25 protein-coding genes and 1 pseudogene are annotated in these 26,376 nt (G+C 62.3%); 8 read left to right on the forward strand and 18 right to left on the reverse strand.

Going from position 1 to position 26,376, the window contains the following annotated elements:
- Positions 1–393: 393 nt before the first annotated feature.
- Genes MAFF_RS00430 through trbB form a run of 11 tightly spaced genes read right to left on the reverse strand, consistent with a single transcriptional unit; the run spans position 394 to position 10,015 of the window.
- The gene (locus tag MAFF_RS00430; RefSeq protein ID WP_010916179.1) at positions 394–615 is read right to left on the reverse strand and encodes a DUF2274 domain-containing protein; all 222 of its coding nucleotides are present in this window, start codon (positions 613–615) and stop codon (positions 394–396) included.
- A gap of 1 nt (position 616) precedes the next feature.
- On the reverse strand, positions 617–1,753 hold the full coding sequence (locus MAFF_RS00435; protein WP_010916178.1) for a TrbI/VirB10 family protein: 1,137 nt from the start codon (positions 1,751–1,753) through the stop codon (positions 617–619).
- The gene (gene trbG, locus MAFF_RS00440) at positions 1,750–2,814 is read right to left on the reverse strand and encodes a P-type conjugative transfer protein TrbG (RefSeq protein ID WP_044547258.1); all 1,065 of its coding nucleotides are present in this window, start codon (positions 2,812–2,814) and stop codon (positions 1,750–1,752) included. Before trbG ends, MAFF_RS00435 begins: the two co-directional genes overlap by 4 nt.
- On the reverse strand, positions 2,811–3,500 hold the full coding sequence (gene trbF / locus MAFF_RS00445; RefSeq protein WP_010916176.1) for a conjugal transfer protein TrbF: 690 nt from the start codon (positions 3,498–3,500) through the stop codon (positions 2,811–2,813). Before trbF ends, trbG begins: the two co-directional genes overlap by 4 nt.
- A 3-nt stretch (positions 3,501–3,503) precedes the next feature.
- Positions 3,504–4,874 (reverse strand): P-type conjugative transfer protein TrbL, encoded by a 1,371-nt coding sequence (gene trbL / locus MAFF_RS00450; RefSeq protein ID WP_044547260.1) that lies wholly within the window; start codon positions 4,872–4,874, stop codon positions 3,504–3,506.
- A gap of 2 nt (positions 4,875–4,876) precedes the next feature.
- Entirely contained in the window at positions 4,877–5,200 is a 324-nt protein-coding gene (gene trbK-alt, locus MAFF_RS00455; RefSeq protein ID WP_341872696.1) for a putative entry exclusion protein TrbK-alt, read from the reverse strand.
- Between the two features lie 5 nt (positions 5,201–5,205).
- Positions 5,206–5,964, reverse strand: a complete 759-nt coding sequence (gene trbJ / locus MAFF_RS00460; RefSeq protein ID WP_010916174.1) for a P-type conjugative transfer protein TrbJ — start codon at positions 5,962–5,964, stop codon at positions 5,206–5,208.
- A complete protein-coding gene (trbE, locus tag MAFF_RS00465; protein WP_010916173.1) occupies positions 5,961–8,411 on the reverse strand; it encodes a conjugal transfer protein TrbE in 2,451 nt (816 codons plus the stop codon). Before trbE ends, trbJ begins: the two co-directional genes overlap by 4 nt.
- Positions 8,412–8,421: 10 nt before the next feature.
- Complete coding sequence (locus MAFF_RS00470; RefSeq protein WP_044547263.1) at positions 8,422–8,703, reverse strand: VirB3 family type IV secretion system protein; 282 nt, start codon at positions 8,701–8,703, stop codon at positions 8,422–8,424.
- Positions 8,703–9,035: a TrbC/VirB2 family protein gene (locus tag MAFF_RS00475; protein ID WP_010916171.1), complete on the reverse strand. Its 333-nt coding sequence runs from the start codon at positions 9,033–9,035 to the stop codon at positions 8,703–8,705. The genes MAFF_RS00470 and MAFF_RS00475 overlap by 1 nt, the downstream gene beginning before the upstream one ends.
- A complete protein-coding gene (gene trbB / locus MAFF_RS00480; RefSeq protein WP_010916170.1) occupies positions 9,032–10,015 on the reverse strand; it encodes a P-type conjugative transfer ATPase TrbB in 984 nt (327 codons plus the stop codon). The genes MAFF_RS00475 and trbB overlap by 4 nt, the downstream gene beginning before the upstream one ends.
- 386 nt (positions 10,016–10,401) lie before the next feature.
- Here trbB and MAFF_RS00485 point away from each other — a divergent pair, with 386 nt between their 5' ends.
- From MAFF_RS00485 to MAFF_RS00495, 3 genes are read left to right on the forward strand one after another with little or no spacing between them, the layout of a single operon-like run.
- Positions 10,402–11,100, forward strand: a complete 699-nt coding sequence (locus MAFF_RS00485) for an amino acid ABC transporter permease (protein WP_010916169.1) — start codon at positions 10,402–10,404, stop codon at positions 11,098–11,100.
- Positions 11,090–11,749: an amino acid ABC transporter permease gene (locus MAFF_RS00490; RefSeq protein WP_010916168.1), complete on the forward strand. Its 660-nt coding sequence runs from the start codon at positions 11,090–11,092 to the stop codon at positions 11,747–11,749. The genes MAFF_RS00485 and MAFF_RS00490 overlap by 11 nt, the downstream gene beginning before the upstream one ends.
- A complete protein-coding gene (locus MAFF_RS00495; RefSeq protein ID WP_010916167.1) occupies positions 11,749–12,525 on the forward strand; it encodes an amino acid ABC transporter ATP-binding protein in 777 nt (258 codons plus the stop codon). Before MAFF_RS00490 ends, MAFF_RS00495 begins: the two co-directional genes overlap by 1 nt.
- 50 nt (positions 12,526–12,575) lie before the next feature.
- Here MAFF_RS00495 and MAFF_RS00500 read toward each other — a convergent pair whose 3' ends face one another.
- Positions 12,576–13,409 carry a winged helix-turn-helix transcriptional regulator gene (locus MAFF_RS00500; protein ID WP_244420572.1) on the reverse strand — a complete coding sequence of 278 codons (834 nt, stop codon included), beginning with the start codon at positions 13,407–13,409 and terminating at the stop codon, positions 12,576–12,578.
- Between the two features lies 1 nt (position 13,410).
- Positions 13,411–14,301: a hypothetical protein gene (locus MAFF_RS37275; RefSeq protein ID WP_010916165.1), complete on the reverse strand. Its 891-nt coding sequence runs from the start codon at positions 14,299–14,301 to the stop codon at positions 13,411–13,413.
- Positions 14,302–14,911: 610 nt separating this feature from the next.
- Between MAFF_RS37275 and MAFF_RS37280 the strand changes: the two genes are divergently transcribed.
- Positions 14,912–15,184 (forward strand): WGR domain-containing protein, encoded by a 273-nt coding sequence (locus MAFF_RS37280; protein WP_010916164.1) that lies wholly within the window; start codon positions 14,912–14,914, stop codon positions 15,182–15,184.
- 41 nt (positions 15,185–15,225) lie between these two features.
- On the opposite strand, the gene MAFF_RS36820 is transcribed toward MAFF_RS37280, so the two are convergent.
- A complete protein-coding gene (locus MAFF_RS36820; RefSeq protein WP_052292070.1) occupies positions 15,226–15,417 on the reverse strand; it encodes a hypothetical protein in 192 nt (63 codons plus the stop codon).
- A 394-nt stretch (positions 15,418–15,811) separates the two neighbouring features.
- Between MAFF_RS36820 and MAFF_RS00510 the strand changes: the two genes are divergently transcribed.
- The 3 genes from MAFF_RS00510 (at position 15,812) to MAFF_RS00525 (ending at position 18,683) form a co-directional block, all read left to right on the forward strand.
- Complete coding sequence (locus tag MAFF_RS00510; protein ID WP_010916163.1) at positions 15,812–16,666, forward strand: alpha/beta fold hydrolase; 855 nt, start codon at positions 15,812–15,814, stop codon at positions 16,664–16,666.
- A 328-nt stretch (positions 16,667–16,994) separates the two neighbouring features.
- Entirely contained in the window at positions 16,995–17,861 is an 867-nt protein-coding gene (locus tag MAFF_RS00520) for a Ku protein (RefSeq protein ID WP_010916162.1), read from the forward strand.
- A gap of 12 nt (positions 17,862–17,873) precedes the next feature.
- On the forward strand, positions 17,874–18,683 hold the full coding sequence (locus tag MAFF_RS00525) for a Ku protein (RefSeq protein ID WP_010916161.1): 810 nt from the start codon (positions 17,874–17,876) through the stop codon (positions 18,681–18,683).
- 133 nt (positions 18,684–18,816) lie between these two features.
- Here the strand turns inward: MAFF_RS00525 and ligD are convergent, their stop codons facing one another.
- Together ligD and MAFF_RS00535 are read right to left on the reverse strand one after the other, a co-directional pair.
- The gene (gene ligD / locus MAFF_RS00530) at positions 18,817–21,468 is read right to left on the reverse strand and encodes a DNA ligase D (RefSeq protein WP_010916160.1); all 2,652 of its coding nucleotides are present in this window, start codon (positions 21,466–21,468) and stop codon (positions 18,817–18,819) included.
- A 619-nt stretch (positions 21,469–22,087) separates the two neighbouring features.
- The gene (locus MAFF_RS00535) at positions 22,088–22,576 is read right to left on the reverse strand and encodes an Hsp20 family protein (protein ID WP_010916159.1); all 489 of its coding nucleotides are present in this window, start codon (positions 22,574–22,576) and stop codon (positions 22,088–22,090) included.
- A gap of 682 nt (positions 22,577–23,258) precedes the next feature.
- Here MAFF_RS00535 and MAFF_RS37285 point away from each other — a divergent pair.
- A pseudogene (locus MAFF_RS37285) lies at positions 23,259–23,429 on the forward strand (cytochrome C oxidase subunit III); the annotation flags it as partial.
- A 64-nt stretch (positions 23,430–23,493) separates the two neighbouring features.
- On the opposite strand, the gene MAFF_RS00540 reads toward MAFF_RS37285, so the two are convergent.
- Positions 23,494–24,021 (reverse strand): cytochrome c oxidase assembly protein, encoded by a 528-nt coding sequence (locus tag MAFF_RS00540; RefSeq protein WP_052292071.1) that lies wholly within the window; start codon positions 24,019–24,021, stop codon positions 23,494–23,496.
- 455 nt (positions 24,022–24,476) lie between these two features.
- Entirely contained in the window at positions 24,477–26,348 is a 1,872-nt protein-coding gene (gene ctaD, locus MAFF_RS00545; protein WP_010916156.1) for a cytochrome c oxidase subunit I, read from the reverse strand.
- Positions 26,349–26,376: the final 28 nt, after the last annotated feature.

Genomic DNA, 26,376 nt, shown 5'->3' on the forward strand with positions numbered 1-26,376 from the left:
GGGGTCTCTAATAAACGAGTCACCGAAGCGCCAGCAAGAAAACTCGATCCAAAGAGTTAACGGTGGAAAACCATGCTTGCTGTGGGGACAAAAAGCCGTAGCCCGCCCCAGACAGTTTTGCCCCCGTCCGAGGCGGGCTGATTGGAAGCTGATGGAGGCAGCTTCCTGGCCTTGGCCCACGGGGATAAAAACCAAGGCATACTCAGAACTTCACCCGGTGAAGAATGTTCCGCCCGCGGCGATCGCCGGCTGACCCGACCATAGCCCCACCTAAACCTCTCCGAGACAGGCCAGCGCTCGCATCCCTCCATTGCGTGGCTGCGGCGACCGACTTGAGTGATTTTGCAAACGCTCGATAGTCCAGGTGTTGTCGTCGGCCACTGGAAAACCGGTCTAAGCCCCCTGCTTCCTTGCTTTGGCAAAGCCGCGATCCGTTGCGATAAACCGCTCCAGCATCGGCGCGATCAGGCGCGATGGATTGGCAGATGGCTGCCCGGTTTCGCGTCCAAGGATTTCTGCGTATTTCACCAACTCTCGATGCAGGGACGCCGGCAGTTCCACCGTGACCTTGACTGGCTTATCGTCGGCGATCATCGCGAGCTTCAACTTGGTCATGTCAACCTCCGTATGGTTCAAGAACAAGGTCGCGGGTAACGAGCACGCGAACGGGGAACCCGGGTCGCACCGTAAGCGTCGGCGCCATATCGAGTTGCTGTTGAACGACCTGCTGGCCTACCTGGCTGACGCTATCGGAGGCGCCGCTGCGCAGAGCACGAACGATATCGCTGTCTTGGTCGGACGAACCGGCCTGCGCGCCAACACTCAAGACTGTCGACAACGCCGCTGCCTTGAACAACTCGCCCCAGTGATAGTCGACGCCATCCTCGAGGCCGGCATAGCCCTGAGCATCTGCGCCAGGCTGCCGCTCCAAAACGATGGAGCGCCCGTTTGGAAAAATCAGCCTGTTCCAGACGAGCAGCACGCGACGCTGCCCCGAACCAACTGCGTTATCGTATTGCCCGATAGCGCGAGTGCCTTGCGGGATCAGCAGCGAGCGGCCGGTTGGGCTGTCATAGATATTTTCGGTTACCTGAGCACTGATCTGGCCGGGCAGGTCCGACCGGATACCCGTGATGAGCGCGGCCGGGATGACGGCGCCGGCTTGCAGCACATAAGGTGACGCCGGAGGCGTGACGTGATCCGGCGCCACGGTGCGCCGGTCAGCGGCCGCCGACAGGAAGGAAAGCTGGCGATCCTGCGCATTTCGCTGATTGTTCTGACCGGCAAGGTCGTTGCCTGTAGGCGCGGACGCTTCGGCCGTCCTGGTATCGTCTTGTGCTGTCTGGAAGAAGACGCGCGAGGTTCTTGCCGCTTCCTCCTCAGCCCGCCGCCGCTGCTCGGCTTCGTCAATCGCGGGACTTGCGATCGGAGGCGGCACGACGGCCTGTCCCCTGTTTTGGGCATCGAGGATCGGCCTGCCGAGATCGCCAGGCAGCGGGGGCCCAAGGACGGGGCCGGCATAGTCGCGCGGCAGGCGCGCAAGTCCGTCAGCAGGCGGCCGATTGGAGGTTGGGTAGAGCTCTTCGCCCTGCTTGACCGTATCCGCGTCGCGCAGGGCGTAAATCAGCGCGCCGCCGATGCCGAGCGAGGCTACGAAGCCGATGCCTGCAAGCATCTTGCGCGACAGTCGCGTCACGCGCGGCGGGTCGGCGCGAAGGCGCATGGGTTCGACGGCCGTGTCCTGCTCGTTCATGGCTGCAGCCCTCCCCTCTGCATTGAGTTCGGCACCTTCGACGCGCTACTGTCGCCCAGCCTTGGCCATAATCCATCGGTTCGTCCTGCGTCGGTGCGGACGATCCTTACCGTCTGCTGGCGCTTGCCGGCGCCAAGACGCAGTTCGGCCGCGCCGAAAAGCCGGTCGACGATCAGGACGTTTTGATAGACGCGGCTGTTGGTGATTTCAGCCTCGCCGTCCGGACCGATGACGAAAATCGGCGGCATCTCGCCTTGCACAATGCCGCGCGGAAACTCGACATAGACCCTGCGTCCGTCGTCGTAGACATTCACCGGCGTCCAGGGCGGATTGTCGCCTGTGAGACCGTAGCGATAGTTGCGTGCCGCAACGGCCGGTATGGCCGGTGTTGTGGCGATGGCCCGGAGGGTTCCCGCTTTCTGAGCCGGATAGGACCACGCAACGGCGGGCATGTATGGCTTGGCGCCTGCCCGCAGCTCAAGCATATAGCTGCGCCGGTCCGTGGCGATAATGAGGTTGGTCGTGATGTCCGCCCGCGAGGGTTTCACCAGGACGTGGACGCGCCGGGCAATGCCGGAGCCGCTTTCGGTGTCGCCGATGATCCAGCGCGCCGTGTCGCCGGCGGCGATCGGACCGTCGCCGGTCAAGGTCTCGCCCGGCTCAAGCGCGATGTCCGTTATCTGGCCGGGCGCGGCATAGACCTGATAGAGTGCTCCTTCGCTCCAGGGATAGATTTGAATGGCGTTGTAGTAGCCTTCCCGGCGCGGTTCCACGCGCGCCGCAGCGTTTGCGTTCTGGACACGCGCGGTCGGCGTTTCGCCGAGCGCGCCGCCCCGCGCGGGAGCCCAACCTGGCGGAACGCGAAGGGGTTTTGGCCCTTGGTCTGAGGCGGCGACTGCCGGCGGCAAAGGCGCAACATAGCCATCGTAGCTGATCTTCGGCGGCTTTTTCGAAGGCGTGGCGCAACCGGCCAGCAGCGCCACCCCCGGGACCAGCACGACCGATAGCAGGTATCTCCAGACAATCGTACCGGCAGCAAGACGTAATGTCGGGCGGCTCATTGGCCCATCTCCCGCGACCAGTTGATGGCATTGACGTAGATCCCGAGGGGATTGGCGCGAAGGCGTTCGGCGTCGTTCGGCATCTGCGTCACGATTGTCAGGATCGCGGTCCAGCGCTCGGCGCTGGAAAGCTGGCCGTTTTCATAGTGCCGCTCGATCCAGGCGACACGAAAGGAGCTCGGCGAGGCCCGGATGACCGAAGAAATCTCCACCGCGACCTGCTGCTTGCCGACCCTGGAGAAAGGGTCGTTGACGCGAGCGTAATCGTTGAGGGCCGCAGCGCCCTGGTCGGTCGTCCAATCATAGGCGCGCAGCCAATCCTGGCGCAGGATGATGGGGTCCGCGGGGACGGAGCGCACCTGCTCGACGAAGCGGGCGAGATGCCATGCTATCTGTGGGTCGGTCGGCTTGTAGTCGGCGATCGCGGGCGCGATCGCTTGCGCCTGGCCCAGCGTATCGACCTGCACGACCCAAGGCACGACGGTACCTCGGCCCAACTGCCAGACCAGTGAGGTGGCGAGGCCTGCCGACAGGATGAGCGAGCCCAACGCCATGGCGCGCCAGTTACGTGCCTGGACGCGGGCGGAGCCGATGCGTTCGTCCCAGATCTGCTCGGCCTTTTGATAAGGGGTTTCCGGCCGAAGGGTCTTGCCATAGTGGACGGCGGGGCGCCTGAAGATGTTCATGGGTCATTCGCCTTCAGAAAGAGAAATCGAAGCGCCGCCGCCATGGCTGTCGCCGGCGCGCACCGCGTGGGCGGCGGTCTGCGCGCCGTGAGAGACGCGCTGGGTGCGCTGCAAGCGTCTGGCCCATTCCGGTTGCCCTTGAGAGCCGGATGGCTTGCCCGCGCCGGACGCAGGAGCCGCGGCTGCCAACGCGGCACCGCCGATCGTTCCCATGGTCGACGAACCGCCAGTGACTTCAGCCGCCGAACTTGCGCCGGATGCGAAGCTTGACTTGAGCGATCGACCGGTGTTTGCGGCGGCACGCTTGAGCGGCGAGGCGGCCGCCGACGCGCCGGCGCGCGCAATGCCGCCCAGGCCGGAGGCGATGCCTGCCGCGCCAGTCTGGCCGGCGGCGCCGAGCATATAAGCGGCCGAACCACCGCCGGCGAGTGACGTGCCGCCACGCGCGACTGACACCGCGCCCGAGGCCGCGGCTGTCCCGCCTCGCGCCGCCAGGCCGGCTGCGCCATAGCCCACAACCGCCATGCCGCCCGCGGCAAGGCCGGTGCCGACGGCCGCACCGGCGCCAAGCTGCGGCCCGCCCGCCACAAGGCCGTTGGCGATGCCGGGGCCGAAGGTGCCAAGCCCGAGCAGTGACAGCGCCGCCAGCACGATCGCCATGGCCTGGTCGATGGTGGGGCTCTCGTTGCCAAAGCCTTGGGTGAATTCGCCGAAGAGCGTCGATCCGATGCCGATAACCACGGCAAGCACCAGAACCTTGATGCCGGACGAGATGACGTTGCCCAGCACGCGCTCGGCCATGAAGGCAGTCTTGCCGAAGAGGCCGAAAGGGATCAGCACAAAGCCAGCTAAGGTCGCCAGCTTGAACTCGATCAGAGTCACAAAAAGCTGCACGGCCAAGATGAAGAAGGCGAGCAGGACAAGCGCCCAGGCAAAAAGCAGGCAAGCGATCTGGATGAAGTTTTCAAAGAAGGAGACGTAGCCCATCAAACCGGAGATCGCCTCAAGCAAGGGTCGTCCCGCATCGAGACCGGTTTGCGCCACCTTGCCGGGGTGCAGCAGGTCCTGTGCCGAGAAGCCGGTTCCGCTCGCCTTCAGACCAAGGCCGGAGAAACTCTCGAATACGATCTGGGCGAGACCGTTCCAATTGGAAATCAGATAGGCGAAGACACCGACGAAGAGCGTCTTCTTGACGAGCCTGGCGAGGATGTCGTCGTCGGCGCCCCAGCTCCAGAAGAGCGCGGCAAGCGTCACATCGATGACGATCAGCGTGGTGGCGACGAAGGCGACCTCACCGCCGAGCAGGCCGAAGCCGCTGTCGATATAGCGGGTGAAGGTGGCCAGGAATTGGTCGATGACGCCGGTATTGCCCATGTCTATCGACCCCTGAGCATGGAAGCATCTGGCGAGGCCGGTTCGCCTGTCGGGAGCCCAGACGGCTTTTCGAGGCCAAGGAAGCGGTCGCGCTGATCGGCCCACAGCCGCGCACATCCATCGTCGCGCAAAGCAGCCTCGCCGAGGGTCTGGCACCGGCGCAGCCGATCGCGAAGCGGATTTGGCATCGAGCCCGCCTGCATGCGCGGCCCCTCGCTCGCCGGTTTGTCGCCTTTTCGGCTTATACCGAGCGCGGCCGCCGCGAGGGCGGCCGCAACAAGGATGGCCGCCACGGTGCGAGCGAGGGTTTTGCCGTCCATGGTCATCGCGTTCAGCGGTTGAACATCCGGACCGGGCCGGCCTGGTAACCGGAGCCAGGCGTCAGGAAGCGGCGGCGTTGCTCGCGGCCTTGATCGACCGCGGCGGCACGCTCGGCCTCGGTCAGAGCCTGGGCGCGGCCGTTGGCGGCGACGACCGCGGTCAGGTCAGCGAGTTGTTGGCCCTGGAGCGCAAGGAGCTGATTGCCAGCTTGCGTTGCCTGCAGCGCCCCGGTTGCCGATTGGCTGGCGCCGACCAGCGCCGACATCTGAGCGCGAGCGCTTTCGATGTTTCCGACGACACCCGCCTGGACGCGCATCGCATCCTGAAGACCGCCCACCGTGTTTTGCCAGCGCGAGCGCGCCTCGGTGACGAGCTGCTGGTCGGATGCAGCGAGCGAGACGCTGCCGTATTGCTGCTGAAAGGCCTTGTCGACCTGCTGGACGTCGAAGGCGATGTTCTGTGCTTCGCCAAGCAGCTGTTGCGTGCGTTGCACCGACTCCTGCAGCTGCTGCAACGAGGACAAAGGCAGGCTCGCCAGGTTGCGCGCCTGGTTGATCAGCATCTGCGCCTGGTTCTGAAGCGAGGTGATCTGGTTCGTGATCTGCTGCAGCGAACGCGCGGCCGTCAGAACATTCTGGGAATAGTTCGACGGATCAAACACGATGAACGCATGTGCTGGCGCAGTCATCATCGGCGAAATCGCGATCGGCGCGACGAGCATCGCGGCGACCAGAAGAAGGGCGCGCGGGCGGCTTGGACGAACAGTCATGGCTGGGGGTCCTTTCCAGGTTCAGGGACGGTGAGATTGGGAATGAGGTCGGCGGCCCAGCCGACATTGCGGGCATGCAGCCAGGCCGGTAGGAAGCCATCGCGGCCATGCTCGGAGATGATGGCGCTGATCAGGGCCTGATCGCTCTTCGAGGACGCGGCGCAAAGTGCGAGCCCGACCTCCGACAGGCCGAGCTCGAAGAGACGGTTGCCACGACGGGACTGGCAGTAGTAATCGCGCTTGGGTGTCGCTCGCGCCAGGATTTCGATCTGGCGGTCGTTCAAGCCGAAGCGTCGATAGATGTCGGCAATTTGCGGCTCAATCGCGCGCGCATTAGGCAACAGAAGCCGGGTTGGACAGCTTTCGATGATCGCCGGCGCGATGGCCGAATTGTCGATATCGGCAAGTGACTGGGTGGCGAAGACGACGCTGGCGTTCTTCTTGCGCAGCGTCTTCAGCCACTCGCGCAACTGCCCCGCAAACCCCTCGTCATCGAGGGCAAGCCAGCCCTCGTCGATGATGAGCAGCGTTGGACGCCCATCGAGCCGGTCACTGACGCGATGAAACAGATAGGACAGGACAGCCGGCGCGGCTTGCGCGCCCACCAGCCCTTCGATCTCGAAGGCCTGCACCGATGCCTGGCCGAGGTGTTCGGCCTCGGCGTCGAGCAATCGGCCGTGAGGCCCTCCCAAACAGTATGGGCGCAATGCCTGTTTCAGGTCATTGGCTTGCAAGAGCACGCTGAGCCCGGTGAGGGTGCGCTCCTCGAGAGGAGCCGAGGCGAGCGACGTCAGCGCCGCCCAGATATGCTCCTTTGCGTCCGGGGTGATCTGGATACCTTCGCGCATCAGGAGCGCGACGATCCAGTCAGCCGCCCAGGCGCGCTCGTACGTGTCATGAATCCGGGCGAGCGGCTGCAGCGAAACGGAGGCGTCCATGCCTTCGGTGAGATGCCCCCCGAGATCGTGCCAGTCGCCGCCCATGGAGAACGCCGCGGCGCGGATGGAGCCGCCGAAGTCGAAGGCGAAGATCTGAGCGTTGTGGTAGCGGCAGAACTGCAGCGCCATCAGCGCCAGCAGCACCGACTTGCCGGCCCCCGTGGGGCCAACGACCAGCGTGTGGCCGACATCGCCGACATGCAGGACCAACCGGAACGGGGTCGAGCCTTCGGTCTTGCCGTAAAGCAGGGGAGGACCGACCAGATGCTCGTCCCGTTCCGGCCCCGCCCACACGGCAGACAGCGGGATCATGTGGGCGAGATTGAGCGTTGAGATGGGAGGCTGACGGACATTGGCATAGACGTGCCCGGGCAAGGAACCGAGCCAGGCATCGACGGCGTTGACGGTCTCGGCAATTGCCGTGAAGTCACGACCCTGGATGACCTTTTCGACGAGCCGCAATTTTTCGTCGGCCACACGCGGGTCGGAATCCCAAACGGCGACGCTCGCGGTGACGTAGGCCATGCCCACCATGTCGGCGCCAAGCTCCTGCAACGCCGTGTCGGCGTCGGCCGCCTTGTTGGCGGCGTCGGTGTCGAGGAGGGCCGACGCTTCGTTGGTCATCACCTCCTTCAGGATCGCGGCGATGCTCTTGCGCTTGGCGAACCATTGCCGCCGTATCCTGTTCAACAGGCGGACAGCGTCGGGCTTGTCGAGCAGGATCGCGCGGGTCGACCAGCGGTAGGGGAACGCCAGCCTGTTGAGGTCATCGAGCAGGCCGGGTGTCGTGGCGGTCGGGAAGCCGACAATCGAGAGCACGCGAAGATGCTTGTCGCCAAGCCGGGGCTCGAGCCCGCCGGCAAGTGGTTGGTCGGCCAGCAGCGCATCGAGATAGATCGGCGTTTCCGGCACGCGCACCCGATGGCGTTTGGTCGAGATCGTGGAATGCAGGTAGGTCAGTGTGTCTTCATCATCGAGCCACTGGCATTCAGGCATGAGTCCGTCGAGCAGCGCCAGAACGCGCCCGGTCCGATCGGTAAAAGCGCGCACGATCTCGCCCGGATCCGCGCCCGCGTGGTCGCGCCCCTCGTAGAACCATCCCTCGGCGCGCGTGGCGTCTTCGGGCGGCGGCAGGAACAGGAAGGTGAGAAAGTAGCTCGATACGAAATGAACCCCCGCCTCGTCGAAGTCGGCCTTGCGCTCGGCATCGAGCAGGCCGGAAGCCGCATTGGGGAACTGGCTCTCGGGATAGGAAGCCGCTTCGTGCCGCTGCGCTTCAACGAAGATGCTCCAGCCCGAGCCGAGGCGACGAAAGGCATTGTTGATGCGCGATGCCGCCGCCACAAGTTCCGCCGCCACGGCGGAGTCGAGATCGGGCCCGCGAAACCGCGCGGTGCGCTGAAAACTTCCGTCCTTGTTGAGCACCACGCCCGGTGCGACGAGAGCGACCCAAGGCAGGTAGTCGGCAAGGCGGGCGGCGGTCCGGCGGTATTCGGCAAGGCTCATCATAACCGCGCCCTCAAACCGACAGATGCCCGGGCAGACGCAGGTGCCTGCGTCCAACCTCGAAAAACAGCGGGTCGCGCCTGGCGGCCCATACCGCAGTGGCATGTCCGACCGCCCAGATGAGGAGACCGATAAGCCAGAGCCGCAGCCCGAGACCGACGGCGCCCGCCAGCGTGCCATTCAGGATCGCAATTCCGCGCGGCGCGCCGCCAAGCATGATCTGCTCGGTCAGCGCCCGGTGGACAGGCACCGTCCATCCCGGCACAGCGTCGAGTTGTTCGAGAGCGGCCGCCATCAGATCAATGCCCCGCCGCCGAACGAGAAGAACGACAGAAAGAAACTCGACGCCGCAAAGGCGATCGAGAGACCAAAAACGATCTGGATGAGCCGTCTGAAGCCGCCCGAACTGTCGCCGAAGGCCAGCGTCAGGCCGGTGACGATGATGATGATGACGGCCATGATCTTGGAGACCGGGCCCTCGACCGACTGCAGGATCTTTTCGAGCGGCTGTTCCCACGGCATCGAGGAGCCCGATGCATGGGCGACCGGAGCGACCATGAGGTTGACGGCAATTGCGACGCTGGCCGCGGCCAGGCTGGCGCGGCAGCGCGAAAGCAGGCGGATCATGAAGTTTCTCCTGTTTTGATCGGGGTGGCTTCAGCAATGCGGTAGTCGCCGTCGGCGCCGAGACCCTCGACCCTGACCAGTTCGACAAGCCGTCGCGCGGCGCCGCGTCCGGCGAGCACAGCGACAAGGCCGATCGTGTCGGCGATCAGCGCACGCGGGACGGTGACGACGGCTTCCTGGATAAGCTGCTCAAGGCGGCGCAGCGCGCCTATACCGGAGCCCGCATGAAGGGTGCCTATGCCACCAGGGTGCCCGGTGCCCCATGCCTTCAACAGATCCAGTGCTTCGGCGCCGCGCACCTCGCCGATTGGGATTCGGTCGGGCCGCAGGCGCAAAGACGAGCGAACCAGGTCGGAAAGCGTGGCGACGCCGTCCTTGGTGCGCATTGCGACAAGGTTGGGCGCGGCGCATTGCAGTTCACGGGTGTCCTCGATGAGGACGACGCGGTCCGTCCCTTTCGCCACTTCGGCAAGCAGCGCGTTGGTGAGCGTCGTCTTGCCCGTCGACGTGCCGCCGGCAACGAGGATGTTCGCGCGCACGGCAACCGCGGCACGCAATATCGCGGCCTGGCCGGCCGACATTGTGCCCGCCGCGACATAGTCATCGAGCGTGAACACGGCGACGGCGGGCTTGCGGATTGCGAAGGCCGGCGCGGCCACCACGGGCGGCAACAGGCCCTCGAAACGCTCGCCGGTCTGCGGCAACTCGGCCGACACGCGTGGAGAACGGGAATGGACCTCGGCGCCGACATGATGGGCGACCAGGCGCACGATACGCTCGCCAGCGGCCGGCGCCAGCATTTCCCCCGTATCGGCCAGACCGTTCGAAAGAAAATCCACCCAGATGCGGCCATCCGGGTTGAGCATGACCTCGACGATCGCGGGATCGTCGAGAAACCGGGCGATGGCCGGCCCGAGCGCGGTGCGCAGCATGCGCGAGCTGCGCGCGCGTCCTTCGGTATCGTTGTGCGAGATAGCCATCCTGTCCCCGTTCTGGCCGGGAACGCGTCGAACGACGCCCGGTCGGGGACGATCAAAAGAGCCTGGGAGCGGCCCTGTTCAATGGCTTTCAGCCAACATCGTAGCGTAGCGTGCAATTACCGGCCGACGGCGGCACCGACGGTCATGACGCTCTAGGCATACATATTGCCGCCTTCGCCGTACACACGAAATATGAAGTTTCGCAATAATATGTCTATGTTTATTGACACCCGACTCCTGCGGGGTTTATGAGATAGCAATCGATGGCCTGCCCCAACAGGCGATTGTCCTTTCAAGGCGCGGAGGATAGCCATGACGTTTGGTCCGGAGAGCGCGATTTCTGAGCGCAAAGCCGCCTTCCATAGGTACGGCGAGACGATGCTGACATGGTCGCCACGCCTTTCAGTAAAAAGTGGTGGCACCTGGTGAGCATGCTGGAGATCTGGCTAGGCATTCTGCAGGGGCTGGGCATCACCCTGGAGGTCACGGCCTACGGCCTCGTCTTTGCGATCCCCTTCGCGCTCGTCTTCGGCGTCGCGCAGTTTTTGACGACCGGCATGACCCGTTTCCTGGTCACGGCCGTGATTGAATTCTGGCGCAGCTCCGCGGTCGTCGTCCTGCTCTTCGTGTTCTACTACGTGCTGCCGGTGATGGGGGTCACCCTATCGGCGCTGACCGTCAGTGCATTGGTACTCGGCCTCAACACCGGCGGCTACGCCAGCCAGGCGGTTCGCGCCGGGCTGCAATCTCTTCCCGCCGGCCAACGCGAGGCTGGCATGGCGCTTGGCCTCTCTCGCCCGGCGATCCTGTTGCTGATCGAACTGCCGCAGGCGCTGGTCACCATGAGCCCTACCTTCATCAACAACCTTATCCAGCTCGTCAAAGCGACTTCCCTCGTCTCTCTGGTCACGCTGACGGACATGACCTTCCGCGCCAAGGAGATCGCGCAGACCCAATACGATCCGGTTGCGATCTATTCGGCGCTTCTGCTGGCCTTCTTCGTCGTCTGCTATCCGATCGCACTCGCCGGTCGCTGGCTCGAGGCGCGGGTCAATCCTGAAAGAGGAACGCCTCGTGGGATTTAACCTCGATTTCGCCCTCTCGACCATCCCGACCATTGTCGGGGCAATCGGAGCGACTCTGCTGGCAACGGTGTTGAGTTGCCTCGGCGCTTCGGCGCTTGGCTTCAGTCTCGAGATGATCCGGCGCGGCGGCGGTGCGCCTGGCCTCGCCGTCCGTTTTCTGATCGACTTCATTCGCTCAACGCCCGTCCTCGCCTGGCTCTATTTCCTGTACTTCGTCATGCCCTTCTACGGAATCCGGCTCGGCGCCATGACGGTCGGTGTGATGGGGTTGAGCCTATACTACAGCGGTTACCTGGCCGAGGTGTTCAAAGCCGGTATAGACGCGATCCCGAAGGGCCAGCAGGAAGCAGCCCGAGCCTTGTCGCTCAGCCGCCGCGACACGGTCGTTTTCGTCATCGCGCCGCAAATGTTGCGCAACGTCGCAGCACCGTTGGGCAACTATGTCGTTTCGATCCTCAAGGCCACGCCCTATCTCGCGATCCTGGCCGTACCCGAAATGCTCGGCCGCGCCTTCGACATCGCGTCTGAAACCTATCGATACGCGGAGCCGTTGACGGTCGCCGGCATTCTGTTTCTCGCCTTGGCGCTGATCGTTGCTTATGGCGTAAAGCGCATTGAGCAACGCCTGCTTGCATCTGGACGTCGCTGATGCTCGCTCAAGGCCCGCATCCGGACTCCACCGTTCCAACCACTGTGCAAGTCCGGGTCGATGGCCTCAACAAATGGTTCGGTGCCGTGCACGTCTTGAAAGACATTGATCTGACGATCCGCGCGGGCACACGCATCGTCGTTTGCGGGCCTTCCGGCTCGGGCAAATCGACGCTAATCCGCTGCTGCAACGGCCTCGAGCCTTTTCAAAAGGGGATGATCCAGCTCGACGGCATGGCACTGGGAAAAAATGCCCGGGAGACGGCGATGGCGCGCCGGCTGACAGGCATGGTGTTCCAGAGTTTCAACCTCTTTCCGCATCTCACCGTGCTTGCCAACTGCACGCTGGCGCAGCGACGGGTTCTATTGAGATCGGCGCGGGAGGCCGAAGAGATCGCTATGCAGCATCTTACGGCGGTGCGCATCCCCGAAAAAGCGCAAGCCTACCCGGCCCAACTTTCGGGCGGTCAACAACAACGGGTGGCGATCGCGCGTGCGCTTTGCCTCAATCCCCGCATCATGCTGTTCGACGAACCAACATCCGCGCTCGACCCGGAAATGATAAAGGAAGTTCTCGACGTCATGATTGCGCTCGCGAAAACCGGCGTGACGATGGTCTGCGTGACGCATGAGATGGGTTTTGCACGCGAAGTCGCCGATGACATCGTTTTCATGGATGACGGCCGCATTGTCGAGCGTGCCTCGTCCAAAGAGTTTTTCTCTCGAGCCGCTCACCCACGGGCGCGGCTGTTCCTGGACACCATCCTGAGCCATTGAGGAGCGATGGGTGCAGACCGGCGCGCCGGCAACGCTGCACGCTCGGCAGGTTACCACTCCGGCGCGAAGGCGTAGCCTGCCGAGCGGACGGTCCGGATCACATCGCTGCCCACGGATGCCCGAAGCCTTTTGCGTAACCTGGCTATATGGACGTCGACGCCCCTCACGTCGGTTGCGGCGGCATGTTCAGGCCATGCCGTCGCGACCAGTTCCTCGCGGCTGAAGACCTTGCCAGGCTGCGCCAAAAGGCTGCGCAGAAGCTTGAATTCGATCGGTGGCATCACGATCTCGTTTTGCCTGAAAAATGTTCGGTGGGTCTGTCGCTCCAGCCGAAAATCGCCTTGCACCAGCTCGCCCGAGTCCGTCTCGCGTGAAAGCTTGGCGAGGCCTGCTTTGCCGTGCAGCCATGTCAGCAACTGCTCGGGGGCGAACGGCCGGGAAAATATTTCGTCGACGCCAGCCTTGATCAAATCCAGATGCAGCCTGCCGGAGCGCGGGGCAACCAGTCCCGCGACCGGTGTGGCTTTGGTTGCGGCGGTGGACTTCAACCAGCTGCACTGCTTGACGATTGCACGGTCGCCCGGACGGCAGTCCATGATTATGGCAAGCGGGGCTGTCGCAGCGATGGCACGTGCGATTTCCCGGTCTCCCGTGATCAGCTGCGTTTCGAAGCCGGCTACCGACAGTATGTGCCCGAAGACCAGGAAAAAATCCGGGTCCTTCGAGGCGATCAGGACCAGCGGCTTCATGAGTCCATCAACCGATTTCGACACATCATAGGGCTGACTACCGCGCAAATGGGCGCGATGACAATACACCCTGACGATCGACGCCCGGCGAGGTTCCCGCAAGTCACTGATTGCGAGCTTAAATGTTGTTCGCAAGTCAGCCAGCGGTCTTAAGCTTGCGACTTAACATTTTCCGTTCAAGGCTCCGGGCATGTCGACGGGCGACTCTCAGTTCGGCAAGCGTCGGCTGCCACCAGCCGCGCAAACGTTCGTTCGCTTCTGGCGGATTGCGTGCGGGCCATGTCCTGACCAACTCGGCGAGCCTGGCCGAACGCCACCTGCCCCAAACATAGTCGATGTCTTTACGCATGGCGTTTGGATATGAAGCCAGCGACGGCTCGGCAAGTTCACCCGACACTTCGTTGAAAACGACGATGCCGTATTGTGCTGTCGCAACCGGCCGGGCGAGAGGCGGCAAATCTTCGGCTGGTAGTGGATAGCGATGACGCCGACGTTCGGCATTCTGCATTTTCGAAGCCTTGTAAGCTTCAGTGTCTCTGGCGGCTTCTCGTCGTCGCTTCCTTTCTTCGGGCTCGGCATGTCGGGCAGCCTTTTCTATGTTCGGCCATCGGCGCCGAAGCTCCTCAAACGAACGGAACGGCACTCGCCAGGCTCGCAGCTCGTCGTCCCAACTTGCCCACGGAATTGCCCGCAATTCCTCGAGAACGGTCTTCGAATAGGGCGTGCGAACACGTAGATCGTTGGAAACCTCCAGATATGAGCTGGATATCGGATCGAAGGCGAAAGCATCACGACCCTTGCTGTCGCCGTGGAGAGCGAACATCTCTGCCTCTTGTGCCAACCAACGGCCGATCCGGCGCGTGGCCGTCTTTCCGGGGACGAACCAACTCTTGCGCTCGTCACTCCACCTCGCTCGGGGAAAGGCGCGCCGAAATCGCTCGACAGCCATTCTATCAAACGCAAAGCGAGCTTCGGCGCCGGGAGCATTGCCCTGCCGTGGTACGTGATGGGCGTCTGAGTGTTCCATCGTCCTGATTGACAGCGTTCGTTGCCATGAACGCCTTCCCCAGCCTTTCGGTTCACGAGCATTGATCCACAATGCACAGGTCAGCTTGACGTGCGGGAGCGCTGCAAGCCCACCCCCATCTCACGCATCCCTGTGGCCGTGAAACCTTCTCGTCCCCGGTGACTAACTCTGATCTGAACGGCGGATCCATGCCGAGACGACAGGGAAAGGCTAAAGCAGCCCTGCGGCCAAAGAAGCCCCGTTCACGCCCGCTAAGGGCGGGGACTCGGAGGTGAAGCATATGGTTGAGACCCACAACGTCTCCCCGGACCAAGCGCGGGAACTTCTGCGCCGATATGGCGACGTTGGCGCAAGATAGAAGAAGCCACCAAGTCCTACAAAGACGAAAAGTAAGTGTTGCTCATGGTGCGCTGGGATTGAGCATTTGGCTGGGCTCAAAGGAACGTCGCTGGCTGCCTATCTGGTTCTGCGCTTGCGCAGGGAATGCAGGCCGCAAATACGGCATCGGGCAGCGGCTCCGGTCAATCCATCAGCATTGTGAATCAATTGGGTGTTGTCGATTCATCGAACTCGTTGGACGCTTCGGCGCTCGGGAGCGAGACTCCGCAGCATGCTTACCCCAGAGACACGACCGGCTCATCTGCACCGCATTGACGGCGCCCGCAATATGGCCAGGTTCTATTCGCTGACTATTCAGCCGACCCTTTTCGGTGGCGCATCACTCGTCCGCAACTGGGGACGGATCGGGACAAAGGGCCAAATCAAAATCGAGACCTTTGATGAGCCACAAGATGTCGACTGCGCGTTCACTCGGCTTGAGCGCGCAAAGCGACGGCGAGGCTATGTTGACCCGGGCAATACCGTCGCCGATTTACCTCGGTGACTGGCTTCGGCGCGCGATAACTCGCGCAGCAGCGGCAAAAATCAATGTTTGCCGACCGCGCCGATCGGCGGCTCCAGCTTAACGATAGAAAGATCGACAGATAACTGGGCGTCGTCACAATTGGTACGCGTTTCGGAGACGATGGCGCCGCCGCGGGCCTTTACGCTGAGGGTGACGATTTCGCCAATGAACTCGTGGTCGCCGGACTTCTTGAAGGTGCCGATAGTAGCCATGTTGGTTCTCGTTGATCCAGCATGTTTCGAGGCGCACCATTGCGATCTCGATGGGGACAGTCGGAGGCGATCGACGGCGCACTGCAGGCCGGAGCGAAGCGAAAGACGGCGAGGAGAGGCTTTGTTGTGCCGCGAGGGATGACGGCGCAGCCGGCAGGGCAGAACGCCGCGACGGGCCGATGCGGGACGGCCGCGCTGGCGTGACCTTGAACGAGAGCCATTTTTCGTTCGGCACACGATCCTTGATGGTACCCGAACCGCTGCGCCTGACAGGGCTTGCAGACTGAAAGCTATCAGGAGGGCAACGCGCCTGTAGTCGCGACCGACCCATGCCGAACCAATATAGGTTTCGAGAGTTCCTCAACCTGATATGCGTCTATTTTGAGGATGGCGGATGTTTGATAATTTCCGGCTCGAGATGATGGAAACCGAAGCCGGGCCGATAAGGCTTCGGCATGGCGGATCCGGGCCACCCCTTCTTCTGATCCATGGCCATCCGCGCTCACATATGACGTGGGGGCAAGTTGCGGACCTACTCTCGGCAGATTTCAGGATCGTGTGCCCCGACCTTCCGGGCTTTGGGCGCTCATACATTCCGAAGGACGACACAGAGAGCAGGTTCTCGTCCAAACGGGCAAAGGCCTCGGCATTGGTGGAGGTAATGGAGCGCCTGGGCCATCACGCCTTCTTCGTCGCTGGACATGATCGTGGGAGTTTGGTCGCATTCAGAATGGCGATGGACCATCCCAAGCTGGTGCGTAAGCTCATTATCATGGACGGACTGCCCGTCGTCGAGCATCTCGAACGCGCTGACTGGAAGTTTGCCCGCGATTGGTACCATTGGTTCTTTTTCGCGCAGCCCGAGAAACCCGAACGCGCCATTCTGGCAGACCCTATCGCGTGGTACGGCGCCTTGCGGCCGGATCAGATGGGGCGCGATGCCTATGACGAGCTGGTCACGCTCATCCATGATCCCACCGTCATCCATGGCATGGTCGAAGACTATCGCGCAGGAATCAGGATCGACCATCGTCATGACTGCGAAGATCGAGATGCCGGCCGAAGGGTGCGCTGTCCGATGCTGTGTCTTTGGTCGCTCAATGATGATTTAGAGCAGATCTATGGCGATCCGATCGCAATCTGGAAGCACTGGGCCGACAATGTGGGAGGCTACGGGATTGAGAGCGGGCACCACGTCGCCGAAGAAAATCCAGCTGCTCTCGCAGTCGCGTTCAAGGCCTTTCTCTGAAGACCGCAGCGAAACTCATCGACGCCCCCACGCGGGAGCGGGAATTCAGCATCCCGGTCGCCAACACTCGCCAGATCGGCTGAGCGATCGCTCGGCACAGAGCGATGCAGCGGCCTCGCCTCCAGTTCATTCCGCTTCCCGCCAAATCAGCCGGCTCCGGGACCGAGCGCGCGCCCACATGCGCTTGTCGACGCCTGCCGGATGACGCCTCTCGATCCTATCGACCGACGCCGCCAACTCGTTGAATTCAGATTCTTTTTGACTCTGGAACCATATCGGCGGCCTGCGGCTTATTGACTCGCAAAGGTTGTGCCGGAGCGTGAGTGTCATGGTTGCAGCGCGAGCGAATTGGAAGGGTTACATCAAATTCGGCGAGGTTGCCTGCGCGGTGGCGCTCTATACCGCCGCGTCGTCGTCCGAGCGCATCGCCTTCAACACGCTCAACCGCGCCACTGGTAACCGCGTCCGCCGCGAGTTTATCGATAGCGAGACTGGCGATCCGGTCGAGCGCGACGATCAAGTAAAGGGGTACGAGATGGAGAACGGCGACTACGTCGTGCTCGAACCCGAGGAAGTCGCTGCCGCCGTCCCGGAGAGCGACAAGACGCTTAAGATCGAGGCGTTCGTGCCCTGCGACGAGATTGACGACGTCTATTTCGACAAGCCGTATTATCTCGCGCCGGACCGGATGGGCGCCGACGCGTTCAAGCTGCTGCGCGACGGCATGCGACAGGCGAAAGTCGCCGCCCTGGCGCGTACGGTCCTGTTTCGGCGGCTGCGCACGGTGCTGATCCGCCCGCATGGCAACGGCCTGATCGGCACCACGCTGAACTTCGACTATGAGGTGCGCTCGGCGAAGGAAGCGTTCGCGGACATTCCCGAGATCAAGATCGAGGGTGAGATGCTCGATCTCGCCAAACACATCATCGATACGAAGAAAGGCTCGTTTGACGCCAAGACCTTCGACGACCGCTACGACGCAGCGGTGGCCGAGCTCGTCAAGGCAAAGATAGAAGGTAGGCCACTGCCGAAGAAGAAGGCGCCGCCACCGTCGAAGCCTAGCGATCTTCTCGAGACCTTGCGCAGGAGCGCCGGACTGGTACCCGACCAGAAACCGAAACGCGCTGCTGCCGGGAAGACCGACGGCAACCGAAAGCAGCCCAAGCGCGTCGCCAACTCCAAACGCGCGGCCTGATCGGAGACCATCATGGCCGTTCGTTCCTATTGGAAAGGATATCTGAAGCTCTCGTTGGTCACTTGCCCGGTGCAGATGATGCCGGCAACGTCGGAGAGCGAAAAGGTCCGCTTTCATACGCTCAACCGCGAGACGAACAACCGCGTGGTCAGCCACTACGTCGATGCCGTCACGGGCAAGGAAGTCAAGGAGGAAGACGAGGTCAAGGGGTATCAGCGTGGAGAGAGCGATTACATCATTCTCGAAGACGAGGAACTGGAGGACGTCGCCCTGGACAGCACCAGGACCATCGATATCGATGTGTTCTCGCCGCGCGATTCCATCGAATGGATCTGGCTCGACACGCCCTATTACCTGTCGCCGAACGATCCGGTCGGCCAGGAGGCCTTCTCGGTCATCCGCGACGCCATGGCAGCAGAAGACATGGTCGGTATCTCCAGGCTGGTGATCTCGCGGCGCGAGCGCGCGGTGATGCTGGAACCGCGCGGCAAGGGCATCGTATTATGGACCCTGCGCTATGGCGACGAGGTCAGGGACGAGGACGCCTATTTCGAGGGGATCGACGCGGACAAATCCGATCCCGAGATGATGCCCCTCATCCAGCAATTCATCAAGAAGCAGACCCGCCATTGGGACAGCAAACTCGTCTCCGACCCTGTGCAGGACAAGCTGCTGGACATCATCGAGGCTAAGCGGAAAAAGACAAAGCGACCGGCCAAGGCGAAGGCCTCCGGGCCGACGGCGACGCCAAACAACGTCATCAATATCATGGACGCCCTGCGCAAGTCCGTCGAAGCGCAGAACAGTCCCGGCAAGCGCTAGACGTCGGGATAGAGCCATTTCAAGGGACTGGCTGGCCTGTCATCTCGTAGACCATGTCCGGGAGCTAGGGGGTGATGTCCTGCAATCTCACATTCTCGGTGACTTCGTATGGTTGGAAACGCCCCGTCGCGCGTCAGGCCGCCCGCCGCATCGATCTTGCCAGTCGCTTGATGGATGCTTCCAGGAGGCGATGGCCATCGCCATAGTCCTTCCAGGCCGTGCTCTTTGCCAGCAGCCCGGGCACGGTGCGCAGGGTGAAGCGCTTCGGATCGAGATCGGTTTTGACCTGTGCCCAGGTGAGCGGCATGGAGACTGTCGCGCCGGGCCTGGCCCGCGGCGACAGCGGAGCCACGGCGGTCGCCATGCGATCGTTGCGCAGATAGTCGAGGAAGATGCGGCCGATGCGCTGGTTCTTCGCCATCTTGGTCAGGTAGAGGGCGGGATTGTCCCGCGCCATCTGCAGGCAGACATCATGAGCAAACCCTTTTGCCTCTGGCCAGGTGAGCTTGCTGCGCTTGGTGACCGCTAAGGGCGTGACGACGTGCAGCCCTTTGCCGCCAGTCGTCTTGCAGAAGCTGACGAGCCCAAGATCGTCGAGGCGCGCGCGCATTTCCTTAGCCGCCTCGACAACCGTTTTGAACGGGACGTCGGGACCTGGATCAAGATCGAAGACGAGCCGGCCCGGCACCTCGGGCTGCTGTGGCTCGCAATTCCAGGGATGCAATTCCAGCGCACCGATCTGGGCGACGGCGGCGAGACCCTCCACACGGTCGATCTGTAGGTAGGGCTTCTTGTCGCCGAACACCTCCACCAGTTCAAGAAGATTTGACGTTCCCGGCATCGCATGACGCTGGAAGAACTGCTCGCCGCCGAATCCATCCGGCGCGCGGATGATTGAGCAGGGCCGCCCGCGGATGTGCTCGATCAGCCAGGGACCGACAGCTTCGTAATAGCGGGCGAGATCTTCCTTGGTTACGGGGATGCCATCATTGGCATCCGGCCACAGCGGCTTGTCCGGATTCGAGATCAGCACACCCATGACATCGACCTTGCCGCGGCTGCGGGAAGGCTTGGCTGCTGCGGTCGGCTCCCGCGGCTGGGGCACCTTGGTCTTTTCCGGCGAGGCAGGCTTATCGGCTTCGACCTCCTCGGCCGGTTTGTCCTCACGCAAGCCTTTGAAGGCGGCTTGGCGCACGAGCCCGTCGGACGTCCAGCCGGCGAATTCGATCTCGGCCACCAGTTCCGGCTTCAGCCAGACAACGCCGGGTTCGTTCTTTGGCGCGCCGATGCCGGTGAAAGGTGATTTCCGGGTCGCGGCAGCTTTCAACTTCGGCAGCAGGTCCCTGACCTTGGCTGCGCCATAGCCTGTGCCCACGCGCCCGACATAGACGAAGTGATCGCCGCGATAGACGCCGACCAGAAGCGACCGGAATTTGCCATTCGTTGTGGCATAGGCGCCGATGACGACCTCGTGGCCTGCGCGACATTTTGACTTCGCCCACGTCTCGGTACGGCCGGAAACGTAGGGCGCATCGGCGCGCTTCGAAACGATGCCTTCCAAGGACAGCCGGCAGGCCGAGCGAAGCACTGCCTCGCCGCCAGTTTCGAAATGCTCAACGAAGCGGATGCGATCGTCCTCACCCGTGTCGGTCAGAAACTGACGCAATCGCGCCTTGCGCTTACTCAATGGCAAGACACGCAAATCCTCAGCGCCTTCGAACAGCAGGTCGAAGGCGAAGTAGACAAGCGCATCGGTCTTGCCCTCGGCCAGCGCTGCCTGGAGGGCGGCGAAATCCGGGGCGCCGTTTTCGTCAAGCGCGCAGATCTCGCCGTCGATGATCGCATCGGGCAGATTGCCGGCGGCTCGGGCAATGGCGCGATATCTGGCGGTCCAGTCGAGACCCTTGCGGGTCTGCAAGATAGCTTCGCCGCCCAGGACGCGCATCTGGATGCGATAGCCGTCGAACTTGATCTCGTGCAGCCATCCGCTCTCAGAGGGCGGCCGCGCCAGCGTCTGGCAGAGCTGTGGGGCAATGAAGTCGGGAAGATCGGCGGCAGTGACAGTCCCGTGCTTCTTCCTTTTTGCGCGAATGTTTGTTTTCCGTTCCTGCGCCGCCAAGCCTGTACGACTGTCCCACACCGCATCTGCCTCGGCCTTGCCGCCTTGCAGCATGAAGGGTTTCGGGCTGCGGCCCTTGCCGGCAGCAATTGCCTCCATCTTGCGTCCGGATGCGACAGAGGTGTCATTCTTGTCGAGGATTGCAGCCCCGTTTGTCTCGACGGCATATTCGTCGCGATGTTTGATCAGCAGCCAGTTGGTGCGCTTGCCGCGTTCGCGGTCGTTGGCCATCCTCACCAGCACGAAACTGCCATGCAGCCGCTCCCCTTCGAGCGTGAATTTGAAATCGCCCTTGGCCAGCGCCTGCTCGGGGCTGTTCTTTCCCTCGGGCTCCCAATAGCCGCGGTCCCACAGCATGACCGTGCCGCCGCCATACTGGCCTTTTGGAATCGTCCCTTCGAAATCCCCGTAGTCGAGCGGATGATCTTCCACCTCGACCGCGAGCCTCTTGTCATGAGGATCGAGAGAGGGACCGCGCGTCACGGCCCAGGATTTGAAAACGCCGCCGAGCTCAAGTCGCAGATCGTAATGCAGCCGCGTCGCGTCATGTTTCTGAATGACGAAACGACGGCGGTTGGATGGCTTGACCGACCCTTGACCGCTCGGCTCCTGCGTCTTCTTGAAATCGCGCTTGGCCTTGTATGTTGTTAGCTTGTCGCTCGCCATTCGATGCCCTCGGACCACGGACCACATCGGCCTACAGGCAGGAATGTTCGGAGTGGCGACATGTTCCCCCGAGGGGCTGGCACGCCCGCGCTGGCGTCATGCCAGCGCGGACTCGGGATAAGCAAAGGCACCGCCACCGCCAGTTCTGGCCGGAACGGCTGCAAAGACAGGACAAGGCGGCGGGTCGTCATCGTCATCGCGCCGACGATGGCGCACGATGCGCGCTCAATGTGGGAAGGACAGCCGTGCGCGACGCTGCGCCGGCGACTGTCCCGGTGTTTGCTGGCTGGTGCTTGCGCAGATGTCCGCATCCCGCCTTGAGCGCCTGGAGAATCTCATCCACTTCGATGCGGGAGCCGTCTTCCAGCTGACGCAACGAGGCCGGCCAGGAACCGCGCGGGCGTCGGATGCCCAGGAAGCCAGCAGCGCCCGCTTCTCCGCACGGCTCATTGCCGGATCGTTGAGGATTTCATCGGGCTGCTGGAATAGCGGAGATCGATCTGCGTCCCGAGACTTGTGTCTGGAAAGCCAATAAAGCCTGTCATCTCCGTTTCTCCGCAATCCGTGCCTCCCGGACCCTGCCGGGAGGCAAATCGCAGCTTTGAGGTTCGCGTGGAATTCAGGCGGCGCTGCGCTGCCGATCCGTATCCTGGCTGATGTGCTTGCTCTTCGCCGTCTCGTCCCCTGACGCGGCGCTGCCGGTCGAGCCGATGGCAATGCGGCGAGGCTTGAGCTCCTCAGGAATCTCGCGCACCAGGTCAACCGAAAGCAGGCCATTCTCGAGCGTGGCGCGTGCTACCTTGACATGATCGGCCAGCTTAAAAGCCTGCCTGAAATTGCCGATGGCCAATCCCTGGTGGAGAATCTGGCGGTTGCCCTCCTCCGGCTTTTTCTGGCCGGTGACAATCAGCTCGGGGCCGTGCTGGGTGAGCTCGACTTCGTCCGTACTGAACCCGGCGATCGCCATCGTAATGCGGTAGTCGTCGGGGCCGAGCTTTTCGATGTTGTAGGGCGGCCACTCCGACCGCACGCCATTGTCGAGCATGTCGAAGAGACGGTCGAAGCCGACCGTCGAGCGGTAGAGAGGGGTATAATCGAAGCTTCTCATAGCCATATCCTCCGTAAAGCAACATGGGTTACAAGCAGCGTCGCAGCGTCTCTGCGACGCCCAATCTGTCGGGCCGAAGCCCCGACGCAGAACGATTTGGGAAAACCCGAAATCCGGTTCAAGAGGGCAGATTCTATTTTTTTGATCGACATCCCGGATGCATGATTTCCGTCCCCTGCGACGGCAAATATGCTCGGCCCTGCCCCCATCGCGCTTACCAAACAAATGCGAAATAGGTAGACGGCCCGAGGGTCCCGGAAGCGGTCACGGGCCCGGAAGTGGAATAGCTCAAGCCCGGTTTCAAGGCGCGTGTGCGCTAGCTCCGAGGCGAAAACAGGCGGCGCGATGCGTCCGTGCAGATGTCCATGAGACAGACGACAATAAAGCGGCGGTGAAAGAAACCAGAGGGTCTTGACCCCTTCCCGCGACAAGCTACCTCTATCTCTATGATACCGGCGCCCCTTGTGCTTGTACTTGAAGACGAAGAGTTGATCAGTTGGGACCTGGAGGTCTCGCTGGCGGAAGTCGGATATCTCGTCGCAACAGCGAGATCATGCGCCTGCCGCTTGGGCGGTCACCACGCAGCTTGGACAAATCACGCCGTACATGGATTGCCGGCAGAATTTTCCGTGGACGGTTGCTATTTGTGCCGCGCTTCTAGCGGCTTCCATCGCTGGTGTCGATCCTGACCGACCTCGGTGAGACTGTCGTGCTGACCAGCCTGATGTTCACGCGCCATGGCGACAATGCACGGCGGTTTGGCGATGTGGCCGACAATGCGATGTACTGGAACTTTGTGGTGCTGACGTGGTTGCCGATGTACGTGTGCCTTTATTGGGTTCCACGACTTTGACCAGACGATGGTTGCGATATTCGGGATTGGTCGTGCCTGTGTGGGCCTTAGTATCGGGCGACGTTCAGAAAGCGGCGGAGCGTCGAGTTCCACCGTGCTGTAGCGCGCAAATTCGTTTGGCACCTCCGCGCAACTTCATTTGGCACTCAATCGTGCGATGGCCATAATCACTTCGCCAGACAATTGCCCACCAGAACAGTATCGCCGTCGCGAAGAAGCTCAGATGCTGGAGGCGGTGCAGGGACGTGTCGGTCACGGCGGCGTCGAACAGGACGGGCACGTGCCAGGCCCAGATGGCGACGCCGTGAATGATGGTCGCGTTGGTGGCGCCAGTACACCAGTCCCATGCCCTGCGGACAACGGCCATACGCATCACCAAGCCAGCGGCGTGACGTGTTCTCCCGGGCAATCCCCAAAGCAGAAGACCCACCGGCCGCGCCAGCACGATCAAGGGGGCCGCCACGGCCATGACAATCTCGTGCTCGATCATATGGAAGGTAAAGAGGTGTTCGCCAAGCCAATGAAGCGGCGAAAGCAGCGCACCTGCCAACGCCAGCATGCCGGCGCAGTACGGCAAGACCCGGATCGACATGATGCCCGGTCTCCTGATCCGCCAGGTCAACCTTATGACACCCACGCCGTACAGTATGGCAAGTACAGCAAGCGGCACGACGACCCACGGGTCAAACGTCCAAGGGTATGTCGAACCGTGTGTCTCGTTCCCATGCGGTCAAGATAGCCCTCCCTTGGCTAACTGACCTATGAAATTATCGCTCGCTTAAATTGTTCCCTCGTTGGTCCCCGGCGGCCAATTTCGTGACCGCACCGACGATATCGAGAATCCCCGCTGGCTTGGCTAGGAACGTACCCGATCGGAAAGCGTCGTCGACCTCTGTCCGTGCCAAAGCCGAATGCACAACGAAGGGAACGTCATCTGCATGAAGTTTCTTCGCTACATCGACGCATTGGCCGTCGCTAAGGAGTACGTCCAGAACTGCGACATCCGGCCGACGAGTAGCTAGCAAATCAGCGGCTTGGGCACATGCTTCATGACTCATCCTCCGGGTCGCCCTTTGGCCAGAACCAGCCAATGAGTGCGACTGCAATCGGTATGGAGCCCCAGACCACGGCCCATGGGGTAAAGATCGACCAAATCAGCATTGCTGACGTAGCGAGCGCCGCCAGGAGCGGCCAAATCGAATTCCCGACCGATGATTCACGCGCTTCCGCACGCGCTTCCACGACACTGGTGATAAGCAGTTCGCGCCGGTCCGTGTGCAGACCCTCGACGGTACCAAGTGGGTCCGATCTGTCCGACAAGGGCTCTAGGCTTTCGACGACAGGCAGCCGCGCGAAATTATAGGACGGCGGTGGCGAAGACGTCGCCCACTCCAGCGTCGAGGCCCCCCACGGATTGGCTGGTGCGATGGGACCTGATCTGGCGCTGCGTATGGCGTCGATGAAGAACAGCAGGAAACCGGCGGCCAGAACGATCCCGCTGAGACTGATGAACATGTTCAGGCCGGACCACGGCATCTCCGGCTGATAGGTGTAGATGCGCCGCGGCATGCCTTGCAGGCCGAGAATGTGCATGGGGAAGAAAGTCAGATTGAAACCCGAGAAGATGAGGCCAAACGACCAGCGGCCAAGCGTCTCGCTCATCATTCGGCCCGTCAGTTTCGGAAACCAGTAATAGATCGCGCCCAGCAGGGGAAACACGGCGCCACCGACCAGGACGTAGTGGAAATGCGCGACGACGAAATAGGTGTCGTGAACCTGGGTATCGAACGGAACCGATGCCACCATCACACCGGTCAGCCCACCAATGACGAACACGACGATGAACCCGATGACGAACAAAAACGGCGTCTTGAAGATTGGCCGTCCGGCCCAGATCGTCGCCAGCCAGCAGAAGATTTGCAGGCCTGCGGGAACGGCGATCGCCATGCTTGAGGCGGTGAAGAAGCTTTCGCCCAGCCGCGGGAGGCCGGCCACGAACATATGATGCACCCACAGCCCGAAGGCGAGAACGCCCGTCGCGATCAAGGCCATCACCATGGCCAGATAGCCGAACACCGGACGCTGTGTGAATGTGGCGACGATGCTCGAGACCATGCCCACCGCCGGCAGGAAGATGATATAGACCTCAGGGTGGCCGAAGAACCAGAACAGATGCTGCCACAGCAGCACGTCACCGCCTTCGGCCGGGTTGAAGAAATGCGTCCCCACGAGCCGATCGAGGATCAGGCTGGTGCTGGCGATCATGATCGCCGGCATGGCGAGGATGACCAGGAAGGACGTGACCAGCATCGACCAGACGAACAGCGGAATCCTGTCCAGTGACATTCCCGGGGCGCGTTGCTTGAATACGGTGACGACGATTTCGACGGCGATGGCGAGAGCGGAAACCTCGGTAAAGGTGATCATCTGGGCCCATATGTCGGCCCGCTTCCCGGCTGCATATTGAGGCCCCGACAGCGGTACGTAGGCGAACCATCCAATGTCCGGACCGGTATCGACGGCGAAGGCGATCCACAACAGCAGGCCGCCGGCAAGGTACATCCAGTAGGAGAACGCGTTGAGGCGCGGGAATGCGATGTGTCGGGTCCCCACCATCAAGGGCACGAGGTAGATCGCCATCGCCTGCATGACCGGCACGGCGAACAGGAACATCATGTTCGAGCCGTGCATGGTGAAAATCTGGTTGTAGCGATCGGGCCCGATGAACCGGGCTTCGGGTTGCGCCAGCTGCAGCCGCATCAGCAAAGCCAGCACTCCGCCAAGTGCCAGGAAGACAAACGCCGTGACGGTGTATCGGCGGCCGATAATCTTATGATCGACCGTCGACAGGGCACCCCACAGGCCAGGGGGTGTTGACCAGGTCGCGGCAAGTCGACGATCGAGTTCGCCGGCTTCCATCCCGGTGTCCCGAACCCCTTCGCGATCC

This window comes from Mesorhizobium japonicum MAFF 303099, from assembly GCF_000009625.1.
In the GTDB taxonomy this organism is placed as follows: domain Bacteria; phylum Pseudomonadota; class Alphaproteobacteria; order Rhizobiales; family Rhizobiaceae; genus Mesorhizobium; species Mesorhizobium japonicum.